The sequence below is a fragment of the Pseudomonas sp. NPDC089569 genome (assembly GCF_050280625.1).
In the GTDB taxonomy this organism is placed as follows: domain Bacteria; phylum Pseudomonadota; class Gammaproteobacteria; order Pseudomonadales; family Pseudomonadaceae; genus Aquipseudomonas.
Genome location: NZ_JBNNVQ010000037.1, coordinates 20,117 through 37,461, shown reverse-complemented (window position 1 = coordinate 37,461; position 17,345 = coordinate 20,117). Strand labels below are relative to the sequence as shown.

Sequence of the window (17,345 nt, the reverse complement as noted above, 5' to 3'; positions counted from 1 at the left end):
CAAACGCGATGCAAGGTATCGGCAAGTCATCAGAACATCCCTTTGAGGTAGCGGCGAATCTGGCGATAGCGGGGGCAGCTGTCGAGCAGGCCGGTCTTGGGGCGGTCGCCATGCTCAAGGGCTTGTTGTGCACTGCACGGCAGGCCGCGAATCTGGACCAGTGGGTGCGGGTCCCCGGCCGGTGTATGCAGTACGCCCGGGCTGATGCGCCAGAGCGGTACGTCATGGGTCGTGGCACGGCTTTGCAGATCGGTGGGTTCGCTGGCGTGCCAGACCAACAGCTTTCCGGTTTCGCCAGCGATCGCCGATATCAACCCGGTACTGTCGCGAGCGAACGTCAGGCGGCCCCAGCGGCTTTTGAGCAGTCGGCGCATTGTCGGCTGCTGGTGCCGGGGCACGCCGAGCACCGTCACGTTGCCGGCGAACAGGCTGTCCTGGTGTTTTTGCCGGGCCAGTTGGTGTGCCACGGTCATGACATCGCAGCGCTGGTCCGTCAGTGGGTCGACATAACGGCAATAACGGATGTACGCCGCAGCGACCAGCTGTTCCAGAGTGGGTCTTGCCTGCCGACGGGGAATGTCCAGACGATCATTGGTCAGCCCCCAGCCGGCATAGAACGGCAAGCCGAAGCAGGTCACCGGAACACCTTGTATCAAGGCTTCAAGCCCGGCCTGGCTGGTACCGACATAAACCCTGCGAGCCCGACGCGCCAGTGAGGCCCAGGACACATGGCGACTTTCCAGCGCAATACCGCGCGCCAGGGCCGCATCGAGCAGGCAGCTTTTCTTGTGGCCATTGATGCAGTCGGGATGAATCCGCACTCGCACGTCGGCGTCCGGGTTTTCCCTCAGGGCCGCATCGAGCATGGTGATAAAGTCCGCTTCGCAAAGCCCGCCACCAGGAATTGAAAAGTCGCCGTATGTCTGATCCACGACCAGGACCAGTGGCTTGTCGCGGCCCAGGGGATCGTCGTCACTCAGGTCCGGCGCATTGTTGTATTTGCCGATGCCGCTGCTGCGCATCAGGGCAATCAAGGCCCGGGCAGTTTCCAGCTCTGCAGCGGTCAGGGTTTGTGGGGCCTGCAGAATGTTTTCCAGCAGCGACGGGCGATCGGCCAGGTAGTGGATGCCGATGGGATCGACCACCATCGACATCGGGGTGTCACCTTCCACACCGAGCGAAGAGGAACGCAAAAAGCCGTCCTCCAGCGCCACATAAGGAATGCCCCAGCGCTTGCACAAAACCCGCGCATGATCGGATGAACGTTTATAGCCGATCCCGGAAATCGCCTTCAGCCCTTCAGGCCGTTGTTGACCACGCCGCCACAACCAGTGCGGAGGGCCTTCAGGGTCGAGAAACTCGCTCAGGTGAAAGACTTTCCACATCACCCATTGCGACATGATGCCCACCCAGCCGGGGCCTTCCACCAGTGACTCAAGGGGGACCGTTCGATTCATTTCCTGGCAGTTCCTGGTAGAGGTGCAAGCGAGCGGCGCATGCTGATCACCGCGGGAAAGGGCAGAAGACGGCCGAGCCAATTCAAGGGAGTCGTCCGTGCCTGAATGAACCCCTGTCGCGTATAGAGCCGACGGGCCCGTTGGTTCTTCGAATGAACTTCCAGTTCTACCCGGTCATGGCCGGCCAGTCGGGCCTGATCAAACGTCGCTTCGAGCAGTGCACTGGCAATGCCCTGATGCCGCGCATGCTTGATGACGTGCAAGCCATAGAGATAGAAACCGTAGTACCACTCTCGATATTCGGTGATTGCGAACAGCAGGTAGCGCAGCGCACCCCGAAACCGGCCGAACTCGTGCAAAAAAGGGCCGATGCCGGGCGAAAAAGGCCCGCGCCGATGGTGCTTGAACGCGGCGTAGCCAACCGTGGTGCAATCGCGGTAGGCGATCAGAATCCGGTCCCAATTGATCGACTTTGCCAGCAGCCGATAGCGGCAGGCTTCATCACCCAGAATGAAGGCCAGCGAGCTGCGTCCCGAAGTGATCATCCGCCGTGTCGACTCATCCGGTTCCGGCAGGCTGGAACCCAGGGTGATCCGAACGGACCTGGCGTCGATCTCAGTCATGGGTGGCGGTCTGCACCTGGCCCGCTTTCCTGACCGGTGGCTGGTCGTTGGAAAGTTGTTCGACGAAGTGGATGGCCAACTGATCCACGCTCATGGTGCGAGGCGGCATGGAGCATGCGGCCTGATTGGACCAGATGAAGTAGTCGGTATCGCCATCCGGTGCGCCAAGCGCGTCATACACATCGGGCAGAATCGGTACATGGTCACCAAAGAAACACAGCCCGGTCGATGTCGGGCTGGCCAGCAGGTAGTCCCGCAACTTTCCAAGCATGCGGTCGGCATTGCCCAGATGGCGCATATAGGGCGCCAGATCACGCATGCCGTCCAGCAGCGGGCGATCGAACCAGGTTGGCATTTCTGACGCTTCAACCTGTTCCAGGTGCAGCGGTCCGTGGTTTTCCATGGTGATGGCATGGATGTACAAGGGTTGGGTTCGGGTACCGTCGTCGAGCAGCTCGATGATCTTGTCGGCCACGGCACAGTCGCCAATGAAGGGGCCGGCCTTTTGCCCGTCATTGAAGGCGCGCACGTCGATGAACGCATCGAAGCCCAGTGCCGGCAGAACCTGATCACGGCCGTAGAAACTGCCTGCGTAAGGGTGAATGCACACGGTGCGATAGCCCCGGCGCTTCATCTCGGCTGCGATGCCGGGCAGGCCCTGGCGGGCCAGGTGGCGATAGGGATTGAAACGATGAACGCCCAGCTTGTCGCCGGCAATCCCGGTCAGGAAAGCGAATTCGGTGCGAACGGTGTTGGCGCCCCAGGCAGCGACGTGCAGGCGGCCATGAGCCCTGGCTTCGCTGCGCAACAGGTCGTACTGGCTCAGTACCTGCTCGCGAATGCCCGGCCACAATCGGCGAGCATCGAAAAACGATTCGCTCTGTACCGAGACCAAGTCAGGCAGTGCCATGCCAGAAGGGTTATTCCTTGCAGACGGGCGCATCGCGAAAGGCGAACCCAGTGTGTCGACGGACACCTGGCGGCGGGCGGCGCAAAAGTAAGTCCACAAACTGGCGGCCAGTCCCCAGCGACGCAAATCCAGGCTGGCGTCGTAACTGGGTTGCAATGGTTTCAGCGCGCCGATGATCAGCAACACCATGGCGCTGACCAATGCCATGGCCGCCGTGGATAGCGAATCCGTGGCGACGGCCTCGAAGTAAATCCCGCAGGCCAGATAGGCGACAAACGCCAGTGCCAGGACGATGGTTTTGCCGATACCGAAGAAGGGCAGGTACAAGCGCGGAAAACGCACCGCGTCGCTGAAATACTCAAAGTCGGCACAGACAAAAGGTTCGCGCAAAGAATGGTATTTCGAATTGCTCACCAGCACGATCAACAGCCACAGGGCCAGTACGTTCACGCCGCTGAACCAGGGGCGTGCGGTCATGCCGAAAAGCAGGGCAACGGCGAACAGCCATGCCCCGGCATGCAGCAGCCAACTGCGCAGCGGCCGGCGCAGGGTCGGCCTTGGCGTCAGCAACGCTTCGATGCCGCAGGAAAGTAAAAAACCGCTCAGGATCACCCAGCAAAAAGCACTGTTCAGAAAATCAGGCACCGTAGTCCAGCCATCGCAAAATTACAGAAGACATCCGCGGGGGAATCACGCCCAGGGCCCAGCATCCGAGGTTCAAGGGGAAGGGGAAGCTGATTCGCGCCCGGTTGAGTGCCAGGCCGCGGCAAATCCGTTGCGCGGCTTTTTCCGGGTTCCACAGCAGCGGTTTCGGTCCCGGCATTTCAATGCACATTTTCGACTCGACATAACCCGGCATGATTACGTTGATCCGCACCCCGTCAGCGGCGACCAGGTCGCGCATGGACTCGCCGTATGCCTTGATCGCCGCCTTGCTGGCGCTATAGCTGGGTGTGGCCGGCAGCCCGCGCCAGCCGGCGAGGGAACTGAACAGCGCAATTTGCCCGTGCTTGCGTGCGCGCATCGCTGGCAGCGCCGCCTGCACGGTGGCAATGGCGGCCATGACGTTGACCTCGATCACCGACTGGGACAACGCCCAGTCTTCATCTTCGGCATTCGGGCCGGTCGCGGTGTTGAGCCCGGCACCGACGATGATCAGGTCCGGCTGCTCGACTTCGCTGATGCGGGTCACCCACTCACGTACGGCTTCCAGGTCCTGTACATCGAGGGCGTGAAGCAGTACCCGGGCGCCGGCGGCGCGACACTGCTCGGCCATTTCCTCCAGGCGCTCGGTGCGTCGGCCCTGCAGGATCAGCGTCACTCCCGGCGCTGCGTAGGCAGGCGCCAATGCCCCGCCTATGCCACCCGTGGCGCCGGTGATGAGGATGCAGCGTGGTTTTTTTTGCAACGTCATAAGTAGCGTTCAATCCTGGAGGTCTTGGCCATCAGTACTTCCAGCGAGTTGTTCACGGCCATCTCGATTCCACAGCGCGTGTAGAAGCCGCCATTGACCTGGGTGGTGTGAATCACGGTGCTGCGAAAGCGCTGGAACAGCGTGGAGTCGGGTGGCTCCGGTGTGTGCCAGAAATCGTCGAGGCCACCTTGGTGGGTCAGCCCCTTGAGGTTGTAGATCGGATCGCTCAGAGCGATGGTCGGCACGTTGTGCATCAACGATGAACCGCCCACGGTGCTGTTGACCGTGACCACACCGGCGACGTGGGACAGCAGGGTTGGCATGTGGCCGCTTTCCAGAAAGTCCACGCGGTCGGCGATACCGAGTTTTTGGGCAATGCGTCGGGTAATCCGGTGGTAATTGACGATGCCAGGCGTCAGGGGATGATTCTTGACCACCAGGCGTGTGTCGCTGCCGGCATGGCGAGCGAACGAGCCCATCACGTGCTTGAGTACATCCTTCATGTGCTTGAACGGCGAGTGATCGCGGATCTGCGCATCGCTGTCCAGTTGCAGGGGCAACAGAAACGTGCGGTGGCGATTGCGTGCCACTTCACTGATCACTTCTGCATCGCGGCCCTTGGCATTGAGCAGGCGGATGCCCTGGCGAATGTAGCCGGCATACTCCACTGCTGCGTTGAATGGCGCATGGGTCTTGTAGTGCGGGAACACCACTTTGTTCAGTGCGCCCCCGACGTGGTACATCACATCGTGAAAGGCGCGGGAGGCAAAGGACAGGCGGAACGGATTGCCGTTCTGATAGCGAGGGATGTACTTGCCGACTTCCCGATACCATTCTGGATCACGGGGCAGCAGTGAGTGATTGTTCACGCCGTTGCGCTCAAGGGTGATCCAGTAGGGGCGGAAGTAGCCCTCTTCGAACACGTGCACGCGGATGCCCAGCGATCGGGCCAGTTCCACCGCCGGCTGATGCACGGGGCGGCAATCGCCGAACAGCACCACGTCGGTAATGTGGTCCGCTTTGAAGCATTGACTGTAGAAGTCCATCAACTGTTCGGGGCGCGCCGAATAAAATGCCCGCACGCCGCTGCCGTACAGGGTGTCGCCCATGTTGAAGTTGACCGACTTGACCAACTGGCCCTCGGCCCGCAGTGCCTGTATCAGGCGGGCGAAAAACGGCGAACTGACACCCTGCAGAAACAGGAATGAGTTGCGTACTTTCACGGAAACCGGACGTCGCGAGTGCTCTGCAGGCACTACGATTTTCCTGGGCGTGGTTTCAACGCGGCACCGAGTAAACGCTGAATCATCTCTAGCCATGCTGGAGGTCTTCCTTGTGTAGGTGCTTCATCCCAGTTTTGAATCTCGATTAACGTGCGTTCGGGAGTGGTGAATTTTCGGGTGATGCGGCTGACATAAGTCGGGTATCGGATCAGGGTCGCGGCCACCAGCTCGTCCAGACTCAGGCGCCGGGTGCGACGCGCCCGGACTTCGGCGCTCAGGTCCTGATCAAGGGTCAAACCCCAACCGGCATAGAACGGCTGGCCGTAGGTGGTCACCGGCACCCCGCGCAACAAGGCTTCGAAGCCCGATTGCGACGTCAGCACATGCACTTCATCCACCTCTGACAACAGTTCGTGAAAGGGCACATCGCCCACCACCTGACTGCACCAATCGGCGGCTCGTTCTTCGTCTTCGCCGGCCTGGCGTGTGCCGGCCAGTACTTCGGGGTGCGGCTTGTACAACAGCCAGGCCATCGGGTGACGCTCGCGCACCGCCTTGAGCAAATCGAGATTGCGCCGGATCCGGTGCGCGCCGTAGTGAATCGAGGCGTCGGACTCGACCTGGCCCGGAACCAGAATCACCTTCTCGACACCGGCGGGGCGTTTCCAGGTAGTGCCGGTCAAGTTGTACTTGGTGACGCCAGCGGTGCAGATCGCTTCGCGCAATGCCGCTGCCCGGTGCAGTAGCTGCGCACTGCACGGTTCGTTCTGCAGGAGGTGTTCCAGGCGCGAGGGGCGGGTCGCGTCGTAGTAAATGCCCAGGTCGTCAAAGACCCAGGACAGCGGACGGGTTTTCTTCGCGCCCAGGCCGACGGAGCGTAAAAAGCCGTCTTCGACGCGGCCAAGGTGCTTGCCTGCTTTTTTGCTCAGTGCAAGGTCATGCTGACAGCCCCAGGTAATGACCGATGTATTGGTATTTCGAGGGGTAAAACGTCCTGGGAAACGAACTGACGAGCCGTTGAAAAAATCCAGAACCAGCGGCCGCTTCCACTTGCTGAAACCCACCATTTGAAGGTCGCCGGGCAGGCGACTGCGCATCCTTCGCTGCAGACCCAGCCAAGCAATCACCGTTTCGGGATCACACGGCGCCCCCGTTTCCGGATCAACGTAGCGTGGGTATTCCACCAGCGCGGCATGCACCAGTTGTTCAAGAGTGACCGGCTTGCGGCGTTCGGGGGCGGGCAGGGCATCCACGGTCAACCCCCAACCGGCATAGAACGGCACGCCAAAGGTGTGCACGGGCACGTCCCACAGCAGTGCGTCGAAGCCCAGTTGCGATGTCATCACGTACACCGCCTGGACGGCCTGCAGCAGTTCGGCCGGGTGAACGTTCTCGCTGATCAACTGAACCCGAGGGTGCTTGCGCAGCTTCGCCAGTTCGAAATGACCTTGTTTTCGCCCGGCCACCACGTCCGGATGAACCTTGACCAGCACCGTGCACTGCGGATGTTCGTTGAGTGCAGCTTCAAGCATGCGCTCGAAATCGGCAGCACCGGCGCCTTGCAGGGAGGCATCGCCACGGGTCTGATCGGCCACCAGTACACACGGCTGCGGCCATACACAGGGCTCGATCCGCGCACCGTTGTATTTGGACACGCGCTCCACGCGCCAACTCGCTTGCAAGGCACGGGCACGCAGCATCTGTGCTTGCGACAGCGGCACGGCAATCAGCTGTTCCAGGCGAGAAGGGAGGGTGGCGTCGTAATAGATGCCCACCGGGTCGACGATCAGCGACAGCGGCGGGTCTTCAGCTCCCAGGCCCACGGACCGCAGAAAACCGTCTTCGACAGTGAGCAGCGGCAAACCGGCCTCTTCAGCCGCGGTCCGAGCGCGCAGCGCGCTGGGTTTGCGCCCCCAGGCGAGAAGAACATCGGCTTGGGCAATGTCGCGCACGCTCCCATGCAGCAGCCGGTATTCGTGCAGCAAGGCAGGGAGGGTAGGTATCTGTTGCGCGCCCTTGGAAAGAATCAGCAAAGAGCGACGCGGTGAAGCGACATTGTCCATAAAAACAGCAGCTATCCATAGCCCATAGCGGGCGCACTTTGATGCCAGGCCGAGAAGGGGAGGCCTGTAGATAGTGCGCTATCGAATTAGCCGCGAATGATAATACAAATGGCACGTTGCCACTTAAGAAAATGTAGGGAATTTCCTACAATTTTTTACAGTTGTGACGGTTTTTTGACATCGCCTATTTGACAGGTCAAAAAAACTGATGAGTGATCGTCAGGCGTTATGCTGTGCGCTTGACTGCTTAGCCTCGATGCGGGCGCGACGAACAACTACATTCCCTCACTTGCATTGAGCCGCTACCATACGCGCCCTCAAATCAAGGAACGATAGGCGTCCCCCCATGAATCACCTTCCCATTGCCAAAGAAGCACTCAGTGCCCAGGCGCAAGCCATCAGCCAACTTGCAGAGCGCCTGGATGGCGAATTTCAACGCGCAGTTGAACTGATCCTCGGTTGCAAAGGCCGCGCCGCCGTATGCGGCATGGGCAAATCCGGTTTGATCGGCCAGAAAATGGTCGCCACCTTCGCCTCTACCGGTACTCCAAGCCTGTTCCTGCACCCGGCGGAAGCCTTCCACGGCGACCTCGGTATGCTCAAGCCGATAGACGTCCTGATTCTGATTTCCTACAGCGGGGAAACCGAAGAAGTCATCAAGCTGATCCCGAGCCTGAAGTCCTTCGGCAACAAAATCATCGCCATGACCGGTAATGGCCAATCCACGCTGGCCAAACACGCCGACATCTGGCTCGACATCTCCGTCGAGCGCGAAGTGTGCCCAAACAACCTCGCACCCACCACGTCGACCCTGGCAACCATGGCCATGGGCGATGCACTGGCCGTCGCCCTGATCAGCGCCCTGGATTTCAAACCGATGGACTTCGCCCGCTACCACCCCGGCGGCAGCCTCGGTCGCAAACTGCTGACCCGCGTCAGCGACGTGATGCACACCAACCTGCCCAAAGTCACCCGCGACACCTCGTTCCATGACTGCCTCCTGGTCATGACCTCCAGCCGCCTGGGCCTTGCCCTGGTCATGGACAACGACAAACTGGTCGGCATCGTCACCGACGGCGACCTGCGCCGCGCATTGCTGGGCAATCCGGGTGTAGTGAACGAAAGCGTCGCCAGCTTCATGACGGCCAACCCGCACACCGTAAAAGCCAATGCACAGTTGAGTGAGGCCGAGGCTTATATGCTGGACCACAAGATTCGTGCGTTGCTGGTGACGGCGCAGGGGAGTGATGAGGTGGTGGGGGTTGTGGAGATTTTTGACTGAGTATTTTTGCTTGCAATACCTGATCCGATGTTCGGAACAATGAAGTCTGTGTGGTGGTAATTCAGTAATAATTGTTTCTACTAAAAGTCAGTCTTGAAGGGCAAGCAACAGATCTGGGGATTTAGTTTGTCCTTTAGTTAAATTTGAAGATGTTTGCCTGGGCAACCATAAGGTAGCGGTGGCTGCTGAGTCGATGAAAGGATTTCAATTGGCTAGTTCTAATTGTGAAACATACATATTTATCGATCCTTTCAATCGAGCGGACAGCGGCGTCACGACGTATGTGAAATTAGCTGTGGATCAATTGTCTGCACTTGGGTTTCAAGTGGAGGTGATTAAGATAAGCAGCTTTGAAAGCATCGAGGCTTTTCGAGTTAGAGTGAAAGCTGAGATCTTGGCTTTTAAAAAGAATATTCTGTGTATTGAGGCTCCGGAGTCTCTTGCTGCTACACTTTTGGTGCCTGACGCATACCCCGTACATATAAGATTGCATTGCTCCAGGAGCTTGGGTGCTATCGTTCAGGGACTGCCATATTCCTCGCACGCCATTAGAAATGAGCAAAAGGAAATCTCTCGTGCTCGTTATCTCAGTTCACCGTCATGGGCTGCTTACTTTGCAAGCTGTGCGTTATTCAAGTTTGATAAAATCCCATGCGCCTTTCCTAATCCAGCGCCGAAGATAAATTCGGGGGCCAACCGCACACAAAAATTTGATGTGACGTTTGTAGGGAGGTTTCAGCGGCTTAAGGGAATAACTTATCTGGCTGACATAGTTTCAAGGCTTCCATATTTAAAGTTTGCGATTGTATGCCCGCCAACAGAAAATCAGATTCTGGACTCCTTTGGTAATGTTACATTCTTTGATGGTGGTTCAATGCAGAAGAGTGAAATTTATTCGCTCTCAAAACTTGTGGTGGTCCCCAGTATATTTGAAACAGCCTCTATGGTGGCAATAGAAGCTCTAGCATATCGCTGTAAAGTTGTGCTGTGGCAGCACCTGGGTGTAGTGGAATATTTTGATGGGAATCCAAATTTGATTCCTGTGCCCTCTGGGAGTATTGAATCTTTTGTATCGAAAATAGAGAGTAGCCTTAAGCAGCCATGGAAAGGTCATCAGGGTAATGTATCTGATGATCTAAATTTCGCCTTTCGTGGGGGGACTACGGAGCTGCTTGCCGGAGGCGCTGGCAACAATAATTTTATTCGTCGTCCTGACGGAAGTGTAGAAAAATATTTAAGGGAGTTGGTTGAAAGCCAGCAGGAAAAAATGAAAAAAAAGAAAAATTCAGCATTTATCAGGAAAACAAAAAAACTCTTTTTGAATCCGGTTGCCTTCTTTCGTGATTCGTCAGAGGCAAAGTATCTGCGCAAAAAAATCTCTGAACGGAAGCTAAAGCGGTTGCTGGTACTTCGGGAGGAATTTAAAGAACACCCGGAATTTAAGGTCGCAAGTCAGCCGGTGCAAGACTTGGCAGGACCTTTGGTTAATTCAGGGCTTTCTGCTGAGTCAAGCGGCGCATTCCCCGATAGAGACTATTGCGTAGTAATAGATGAAAGTTCGCGAATAGAAGTTAGAGTGGGGGAGTCGAAACCGGCGGGATACTCAACTGCATTTATGCACCACGAGCTTGAAGATGAAGCATTAGTTAAAAAAATTGTTGATGATCTGAATGAGTTCGAAGATTTCAAGTATGTGAATTCTTCAAGAATGAAATTTGGGAGGTTTAGCGTTTCCGAAACGCAATCGGCATTGTCGATTGTTAACCGAATTGATGTTAAGAATAAAAATAGTCTGTCTCTCCTGAATTTCATTGTTTTGTTGAACGCCCCAAGCAATGTATGCAATGCATTACGCTATGCAGGGGTGGAACAAAAAATAATTTTGATAAAAACACGCAATGATTTAATTATTGATCCGGACGCTGTGGATGGGGTCATATCAATGAGTGCTGAAGATACAGGGAACAGAAAGCTTCGGCGTGTGATTAGAATTGAATCTGTGGACGGAATCTCGCTGGCTATGCGGCGAATTCTGCAGGAGGGCTTTCCCCGGAAGCGGGATATGCTTCTGCCTTTGCATATAGGGGGAGTATGCGCATTCGACAAAGCAGATTTCGCTAACTTTGATGAGCGTCATCATCAAGGAATACTGAAGATAAGAAAAACTGAATTTGCAAGTTCTAAAACAATGATGGATGTTTACGAAAAAATTTCACATTCGGTCGTAGGTATAGCAGTGCTTGAGTCAGCCTATATGCGTTATCGCAATCTTTGCGAAGCGGTGGAAGCGGGCCATCCAGCTACGAACCTGATTGAAGCATTTTTGATGGATGGAGGGCTGTTTGATGTCAAGGAAGTATAAAATTGTCCACATTTCCCAAACCCCTTTAGTGGCAGCGCCGTCAAAGATTGCTCTTGCGCAGCGATTGAACGGTCATGACTCGATTGCGGTGGCATTAAGCGACTATCCAGTCAAAGGACCGCTAGCTGGTAAATTCATAGAAGAGTATATTTTGGAAGATGAATTTACCAAACCGTTCATTGATGCCGCGATACGCGCGGCTGACATAATACATGTACATAATGATATACCGGACGCGTGGGCTGAGCGATTGATTAATAGTAATCAAAGTGCTCGTTATTTTTATCAAGCGCATTCGCCTCTCAGGGAGGGGCCACTATATTTGCCGCGACATTCTGAAATACGCTTGCCTTTTAGTAGTAATTTGGTTGTTGGGCAATTTCAACCGAGAATTCACAAAGATCATATCTTTGTACCGAATATTATTCATGATATTCCGAGTTTTTCTCCTCGAAAAAAAGATCAAAAGCTTCGCGTGATATTTAGTCCGACTCATCTCCGCCCTGGAAGATGGAATAATAAGCATGTTGAAAAACTTGATGTTGCGATAGACGCACTTGTGAAGTTAGGGAAAATCGAAGCGATAATTCCTACCGAGCCAGTTGCGCCGAAAACGTTGATGGCTATGCGAAAGTCATGTCATGTCACTATCGATGAAATAGCTACCGGTGGGTTTCATCAGGTTTCAATTGAGGGGTTGGCGGCAGGCAACGTTACTGTTAATAGGGCAGATTTTTTCTGTAAGGCTGTGTTTTCGAACTTTACAGGCGGGGAATTTCCTCCATTTGTATACGCGACTGGCGAAAGCATAGCAAGTTTGCTGGAGGAGCTTGCCAATGATTGGCAGAGAACCGTTCAACTCCAAGAGCAAAGTATAGAGTTCTTCAAAACTCACCTTACTCCAGAAAAAATGGCAGCGGTTTTCGATAAAGCATATGAAATTAATTAATAGTGTGAAGTCGTTGAAAAACAAAGAGGCTGGTCGTCGGGCCTTTATTTTGGCGAATGGGCCTTCAATCGCAAAGGAAGACCTGTCCATTCTCAAGAATGAATTAACAATTGGAATGAATGCGTCCACTCTCTTGGAATCTGCACATGGCTTCCATTCCGATTACTACGTACTATCTGATACGCGCTTTATTACTCATCCAGAAAAAAGACAGCTGGCGACCACGGCTCTTCATCCAGAAACAATTCGAATTTTGAGGTCGGAGCTAAAAGCAGTCGATCACAATGCGTTGGCTAACCCTACGTATTATATTCCAGCATTGCAGCGCGACGGATTCTCTAGAAATCTCCATGCAGGTTATTTCTTTGGCTGTACGACGACGATGCTCGCGATTCAACTGGCGTATTATTTAGGCGTATCTGAAATATATTTGCTTGGGTGTGATTTGAGGTATCAGGAGGAGTCTCCTAGGTTCTACAGAGAAACCAATCCTCAATTAGAGGATAGTTTCACTAGTGTTCAGATTTGGAACATTGTGAATGCTGGTGAGCAACTTGAGATTGAGGGCAAAAAATTGGTCAACTGCAGTGAGATATCGTTTTTGCGCCCTTATATCGAGTACGTCCCTTTTGAACAGGCGGTAAAGCGTAGCGCTGATATCGTATGAATATCATAAATTCAAAAAATGCGGGTGCGCTTGCCTTAAAAAATGCCCTCCAGTATATCAATGATGTCCCCAAAAATATTTTGGATCAGTTGACAAGTCCAAAAGCTTTGCCTTGGTATGGGTTTGTTGATGTAGAGATATCAGGCGTTCCGTCTTTTACGATGTTCAGCAATAACGACGATTTTGTTGCGCAAGCGTATTTTTGGAGAGGTTTGGACGCCTATGAGAGTACTAGTCTAAAGTTATGGACGGCGTTAGCACGAAAAAGTGCGAATATTATTGATATAGGAGCTTACTCCGGTGTTTATTCGCTTGCAGCGTCGAAAGCCAGCCCAAAGTCGAAAATTTATGCGATTGAAGCTCTGGATCGAGTTTACTCAAGATTATTGATAAACAAGGCTGCAAATTCCTCTGCGAATATAAGTTGTTTTAATTTTGCTGTCTCGGATTGTAATGCGGAAATAGATCTACTTGTTTATTCTGGGCAGGATATTTTGGTTTCAGGCTCCTCAACGGTTCCTGATGCCTGTGCTCGTACTCCACATGAGACAAAGAAAGTCAGATCTCTATCACTTGATTCCTTTGTTGAAATGAATGGCATTTCCAGCGTTGGGCTAATGAAGATAGATGCAGAGGGCGCTGAGCATCTAATAATAGGCGGTGCTAAAGAAGTAATTTGCAATTACTTGCCGGATATAATATGTGAGTTTCTGCCAACTGCTAAAGCTGATGATATCGCTGTTTTCTTTGATTCTTTGGGCTACAAGTACTATAAGATTTTCGAGTCATCCATGAAGATATTTCAGCACTTGACGCCACCGGTTACTATTGAACCTCCAGATTACAATACATTTATCAGCGCAAAGAGTCATGCTGAATTGCTCAGTCTGCTTCCAGGGTTTGAAGTTGTTGTGGTCGATTAGTTTGTGGGAATGAGTTTGGCCATAATATAAATATCTATAGTGTTTTCGAGAGTGTGACGATGTTGAAGCGACAAATAAGACTAAAGGAATTTCAGCCTGGTTTGTACAAAGTTTATACTCCTGATGATTCATACTTAAATGTTCGGCCGCGCCTTGATAAAAGTACTTCTTACATCGTAAGAACTGATGTGGATGGGTACATTCTTAGTGGTACTCATCAGCAATCTTCCCGAAAAATAGTGTTGATGGGAGATTCGTTTGTGGAGAATCTATACATTGACGAAGACAAGAGGATAGCTTCGCAACTTGAAAGAATGCTTTTGGCGAATGGCTATGATTTTCAAGTATTGAACGCTGGTGTTTCAGGCACTACTAATTTACATGCTACAAATTTATTGTTGAACAAGATTGTCTATCACAAGCCTCAAGTAGTCGTATTTGTCACATCGTCCAATGATCTGGCGGCTTTGAGGTACGAGGGTGGTTACAGTAATCGCAGCAAATTTCATGGAAATTTAGTTCCGGAGAATTTGGGCGAGAGTTGGACCAAGTCTTCTGTGGGTGAAAATATTGCCCAGCTTGATGATAATCTAAAAGTTATGAATTTTATTTGTAAGCTTCATAAAATAGATTTTTACGTTTGTACTTATCCTGAGATTCAAAGTAATGAGGATCTAAGCCTCATTAATTCCAGGGTGCGAAATTTTTCTTATAGAGAAGGTGTTGCGCTTATCGATTTGGATAAGCTGATCATGAAGAATGATATCTATTATTACGATAAGCTTCATGTTAGTCATATTGGGGCATCTGTCGCTGCCAAAAGCATTTTTGATTGTATAAAGGGATCGCTGCCGACTGAGAATGATGTGCGTTTTTCGCACTCAATGAGTGCAACTGATGTTGATTTACATTATTCCAGTGTGTATTGGTTGGCCTGGCAGGATCTTGTATGCAAGGATTTACCAAATTTTATCGTTTCGCTTAATATTGATTGTGAAACAAAGTCTGTTCGCAAGCACAAGGCTTTAGTGTTGCAAGTTGAGTTTGATCAAGAGCCTGAGTTTTCAAGAGAACATAAATATTCTTTCTCAAGGTCATCAGGTTGGCATTTTTATGTGGATTTGATGGCGGATCGTAGGCAGCAGTTTTCGATACCCTTTACGCTGCCTGACAACGTGCAAAAAGTTCGTGTTGGTCTAAGGGCTTTCGATGAAGAGTGCATTATTGCTGTGAACAACATTGTGCTTGAGGTTATACAAAAATAGGGTGGGTGTTGTTAATTGTAATTGCCAAGGCCCTTTGTGGAGTACTTGGCATTTTTGTTTTGTGAAATAATGCTTCGGAAGGTTATGGTTCAGGTAAAGGTTGTCGCTGCTTGCGTTCAGCGCAAACAGGAATGCCTGAAAGTAGTTTGAGTGCGATTGATTTAGTTTTCCCAAAAATCAATAATCTTGAACATTGAGCGTGCATTCATATTTGTCGAGCTGTGATCGCCTCCTACATAACAGCGCGTATATGTAAGTTTTAAGTCGTCAAGTGCTGAGAATAATTTTTTAGCTGCTGCAGCGTCTGCCGGGTAGTCACCATGTTCTATATACAGGTTGGGTTTGGATTGAAATCTATAGATGAAATCATTGAGGTCAACCCAGTTAGTGCCTGCTTCACGAATTTGGCGTTCCCAATTTTGCAATGAGTGCCTGCGTGAACTCTGATAGTCTATTTGAGGGTTTGTGACGATAACTCCTCCGACATCCAGCCAGAATCCAAAATATAATGCCGCATATCCTCCCATCGAACTGCCGATAAAATAGGTGTTTTTGTTTGAGATGTTGTATCTCTGCAGGTGCTCGCTAATGAATTTGTAGTAGCGAGCTTGCATAGGGGCTGTATCACTTCCTATATAGTAGCGATGGTCATTATCCCTAAAGATAATGTATAAATTGTCGCAGCCTTCTTTGTGTTTGTTGTAGAACCATGACCATCGTTCATATTTTCCTGGGTTCATGCTTGTAAAAGAGATGACCGCTCTTTTTGGCTGCTTTCCGCACATGACAAGAGCATCGATACCATTTGCTTTGTATGTGAATTGTTGAAATGTGCTATCCATCTCGGAATGCGGTGTCGTGCTTTTATTGCCGGGGGAACTTTCGGTATTATTGTTTGTTATTTGACTGGTGGCAGGTGAAGTGGCGGTTTTGCTGTTGATAACGTCCATTTAAGGTACTCATTGTAATGGGCTGCTAACAATGGCTGTGCGGTACTAACGAGTACTCGAAGAGGTAGAATTAACAGTCAAATATTTGATCACTGAGTGTGATTGATGTCGCCTTGTCATGCACAAGGCGACAGCGTGATGACAGGTTGCTCCGGCAGTCAGTTTGTGGGGTTTACACCGACAGCACGTCCAAGTACGAGAGTCTGCACGATTGGGCCTATGATTTTTTGCCATTCATAGACAGCGGCGTTAGTTACATAGATTGTATCGTCGGGTTTGAGCATGACCTGACGTGCGTAGAAAATGGCAGCCGGATCACGCATGTCAATACGCATGACAATTGGTTTGGCGGGTTGTTTCAGGCTGGAGTCACCCATTCGAAACACGAAGACTCCCTGTGGATTTGCATTCGTCTCTCGCAAACCTCCGACAGAGCCAAGTGCGTCTAGCAGACTCGCGTTTTGGGATGGTAGATCGTGCAGTCCAGGTTCGCCTACGGCACCCATAGCCACAAAACGCTGGCGTGAGCGATCCAGAATGACCTCAGAGTTAGCTTTCAAGACAAAGTTACTGCCCGCAAGGATCTCTTCATAGTTGAACGAATTGGCTTGATCGCCGTTGCGCACGGTGACATTTACCAAATGTGGTTCCAGAAGTGGTCCGCCGGCCTGATTGATAGCGTCAAGAAGAGTGAGCGGTCCTTGTAAAGTGGAGAAGCGCCCGGGAGCTTTTACCGCACCGGCCACAAGTACTGAACCGGATAGATCGCCAACTAGATCAACATGTACTTGAACATCAGAGGTCACGCCCTTGAGCTTTTGCTTAATCAACTCTTCAACTTGTATCAGTGTCATTCCTGCAACGAACTGATGGCCAACATAGGGCAGAGAGATCATGCCCTGTGAGTCGATGCGTACTTTAAGTTGGGTGCCACCGGTGGAAAGGGGGGCGAACAAGCTGGAGCCTTCCGGAGCGTTGTCGGCGATCAGTACGTTAATCACGTCTCCACCCATCAGCCGGACACTTTGAGCGATCGGGCTGGTGATGTTCGCTTTGACGGGTTTGGATGGCGGACGCATGAACGGTGCGATGGTGTTGGCGTTGATCTCCACCAAGTCATACGCCGTGTTTTGGCTTTTGCTTTCGATATCGCCTTTGTACGGGCCTGCGCCGGACAGGGTTCCGCCGCAACTTGCCAGTGTCAAAGTCATCACGATCAAACCCGTGACAGCACTGTTTCGCATGCTCAAGTTCAGG

Annotated in this window: 14 protein-coding genes; 6 read left to right on the top strand and 8 right to left on the bottom strand. The window is 52.3% G+C overall.

What is annotated here, in order from left to right; genetic code table 11:
• Nucleotides 1–29 precede the first annotated feature (29 nt).
• From ACQKP2_RS16475 to ACQKP2_RS16450, 6 genes are read right to left on the bottom strand one after another with little or no spacing between them, the layout of a single operon-like run.
• Nucleotides 30–1,457, bottom strand: a complete 1,428-nt coding sequence (locus tag ACQKP2_RS16475) for a capsule biosynthesis protein (RefSeq protein ID WP_427577891.1) — start codon at nucleotides 1,455–1,457, stop codon at nucleotides 30–32.
• Nucleotides 1,454–2,080: a GNAT family N-acetyltransferase gene (locus ACQKP2_RS16470; RefSeq protein WP_427577889.1), complete on the bottom strand. Its 627-nt coding sequence runs from the start codon at nucleotides 2,078–2,080 to the stop codon at nucleotides 1,454–1,456. Before ACQKP2_RS16470 ends, ACQKP2_RS16475 begins: the two co-directional genes overlap by 4 nt.
• A complete protein-coding gene (locus ACQKP2_RS16465; protein WP_427577888.1) occupies nucleotides 2,073–3,635 on the bottom strand; it encodes an LTA synthase family protein in 1,563 nt (520 codons plus the stop codon). Before ACQKP2_RS16465 ends, ACQKP2_RS16470 begins: the two co-directional genes overlap by 8 nt.
• A complete protein-coding gene (locus ACQKP2_RS16460) occupies nucleotides 3,628–4,404 on the bottom strand; it encodes an SDR family NAD(P)-dependent oxidoreductase (RefSeq protein WP_427577886.1) in 777 nt (258 codons plus the stop codon). Before ACQKP2_RS16460 ends, ACQKP2_RS16465 begins: the two co-directional genes overlap by 8 nt.
• Nucleotides 4,401–5,660 carry a capsule biosynthesis protein gene (locus ACQKP2_RS16455; RefSeq protein WP_427577884.1) on the bottom strand — a complete coding sequence of 420 codons (1,260 nt, stop codon included), beginning with the start codon at nucleotides 5,658–5,660 and terminating at the stop codon, nucleotides 4,401–4,403. The genes ACQKP2_RS16460 and ACQKP2_RS16455 overlap by 4 nt, the downstream gene beginning before the upstream one ends.
• The gene (locus tag ACQKP2_RS16450) at nucleotides 5,660–7,690 is read right to left on the bottom strand and encodes a capsular polysaccharide biosynthesis protein (protein ID WP_427577882.1); all 2,031 of its coding nucleotides are present in this window, start codon (nucleotides 7,688–7,690) and stop codon (nucleotides 5,660–5,662) included. Before ACQKP2_RS16450 ends, ACQKP2_RS16455 begins: the two co-directional genes overlap by 1 nt.
• Nucleotides 7,691–8,036: 346 nt before the next feature.
• Between ACQKP2_RS16450 and ACQKP2_RS16445 the strand changes: the two genes are divergently transcribed.
• The 6 genes from ACQKP2_RS16445 to ACQKP2_RS16420 all read left to right on the top strand — a co-directional run bounded on the left by ACQKP2_RS16445 (nucleotide 8,037) and on the right by ACQKP2_RS16420 (nucleotide 15,138).
• Entirely contained in the window at nucleotides 8,037–8,972 is a 936-nt protein-coding gene (locus tag ACQKP2_RS16445) for a KpsF/GutQ family sugar-phosphate isomerase (protein WP_427577881.1), read from the top strand.
• Nucleotides 8,973–9,165: 193 nt separating this feature from the next.
• Nucleotides 9,166–11,334: a glycosyltransferase gene (locus tag ACQKP2_RS16440; protein WP_427577879.1), complete on the top strand. Its 2,169-nt coding sequence runs from the start codon at nucleotides 9,166–9,168 to the stop codon at nucleotides 11,332–11,334.
• Nucleotides 11,318–12,283, top strand: coding sequence for a hypothetical protein (locus ACQKP2_RS16435; protein WP_427577878.1), 966 nt, complete (start codon nucleotides 11,318–11,320; stop codon nucleotides 12,281–12,283). The genes ACQKP2_RS16440 and ACQKP2_RS16435 overlap by 17 nt, the downstream gene beginning before the upstream one ends.
• Nucleotides 12,270–12,950 carry a 6-hydroxymethylpterin diphosphokinase MptE-like protein gene (locus ACQKP2_RS16430; RefSeq protein ID WP_427577877.1) on the top strand — a complete coding sequence of 227 codons (681 nt, stop codon included), beginning with the start codon at nucleotides 12,270–12,272 and terminating at the stop codon, nucleotides 12,948–12,950. The genes ACQKP2_RS16435 and ACQKP2_RS16430 overlap by 14 nt, the downstream gene beginning before the upstream one ends.
• Nucleotides 12,947–13,873 carry an FkbM family methyltransferase gene (locus ACQKP2_RS16425; protein ID WP_427577875.1) on the top strand — a complete coding sequence of 309 codons (927 nt, stop codon included), beginning with the start codon at nucleotides 12,947–12,949 and terminating at the stop codon, nucleotides 13,871–13,873. The genes ACQKP2_RS16430 and ACQKP2_RS16425 overlap by 4 nt, the downstream gene beginning before the upstream one ends.
• Nucleotides 13,874–13,932: 59 nt before the next feature.
• The gene (locus tag ACQKP2_RS16420; RefSeq protein ID WP_427577874.1) at nucleotides 13,933–15,138 is read left to right on the top strand and encodes an SGNH/GDSL hydrolase family protein; all 1,206 of its coding nucleotides are present in this window, start codon (nucleotides 13,933–13,935) and stop codon (nucleotides 15,136–15,138) included.
• A gap of 161 nt (nucleotides 15,139–15,299) precedes the next feature.
• Here the strand turns inward: ACQKP2_RS16420 and ACQKP2_RS16415 are convergent, their stop codons facing one another.
• Nucleotides 15,300–16,088: a hypothetical protein gene (locus ACQKP2_RS16415; protein ID WP_427577872.1), complete on the bottom strand. Its 789-nt coding sequence runs from the start codon at nucleotides 16,086–16,088 to the stop codon at nucleotides 15,300–15,302.
• Nucleotides 16,089–16,246: 158 nt separating this feature from the next.
• Entirely contained in the window at nucleotides 16,247–17,332 is a 1,086-nt protein-coding gene (locus ACQKP2_RS16410; protein WP_427577905.1) for a polysaccharide biosynthesis/export family protein, read from the bottom strand.
• Nucleotides 17,333–17,345 lie beyond the last annotated feature (13 nt).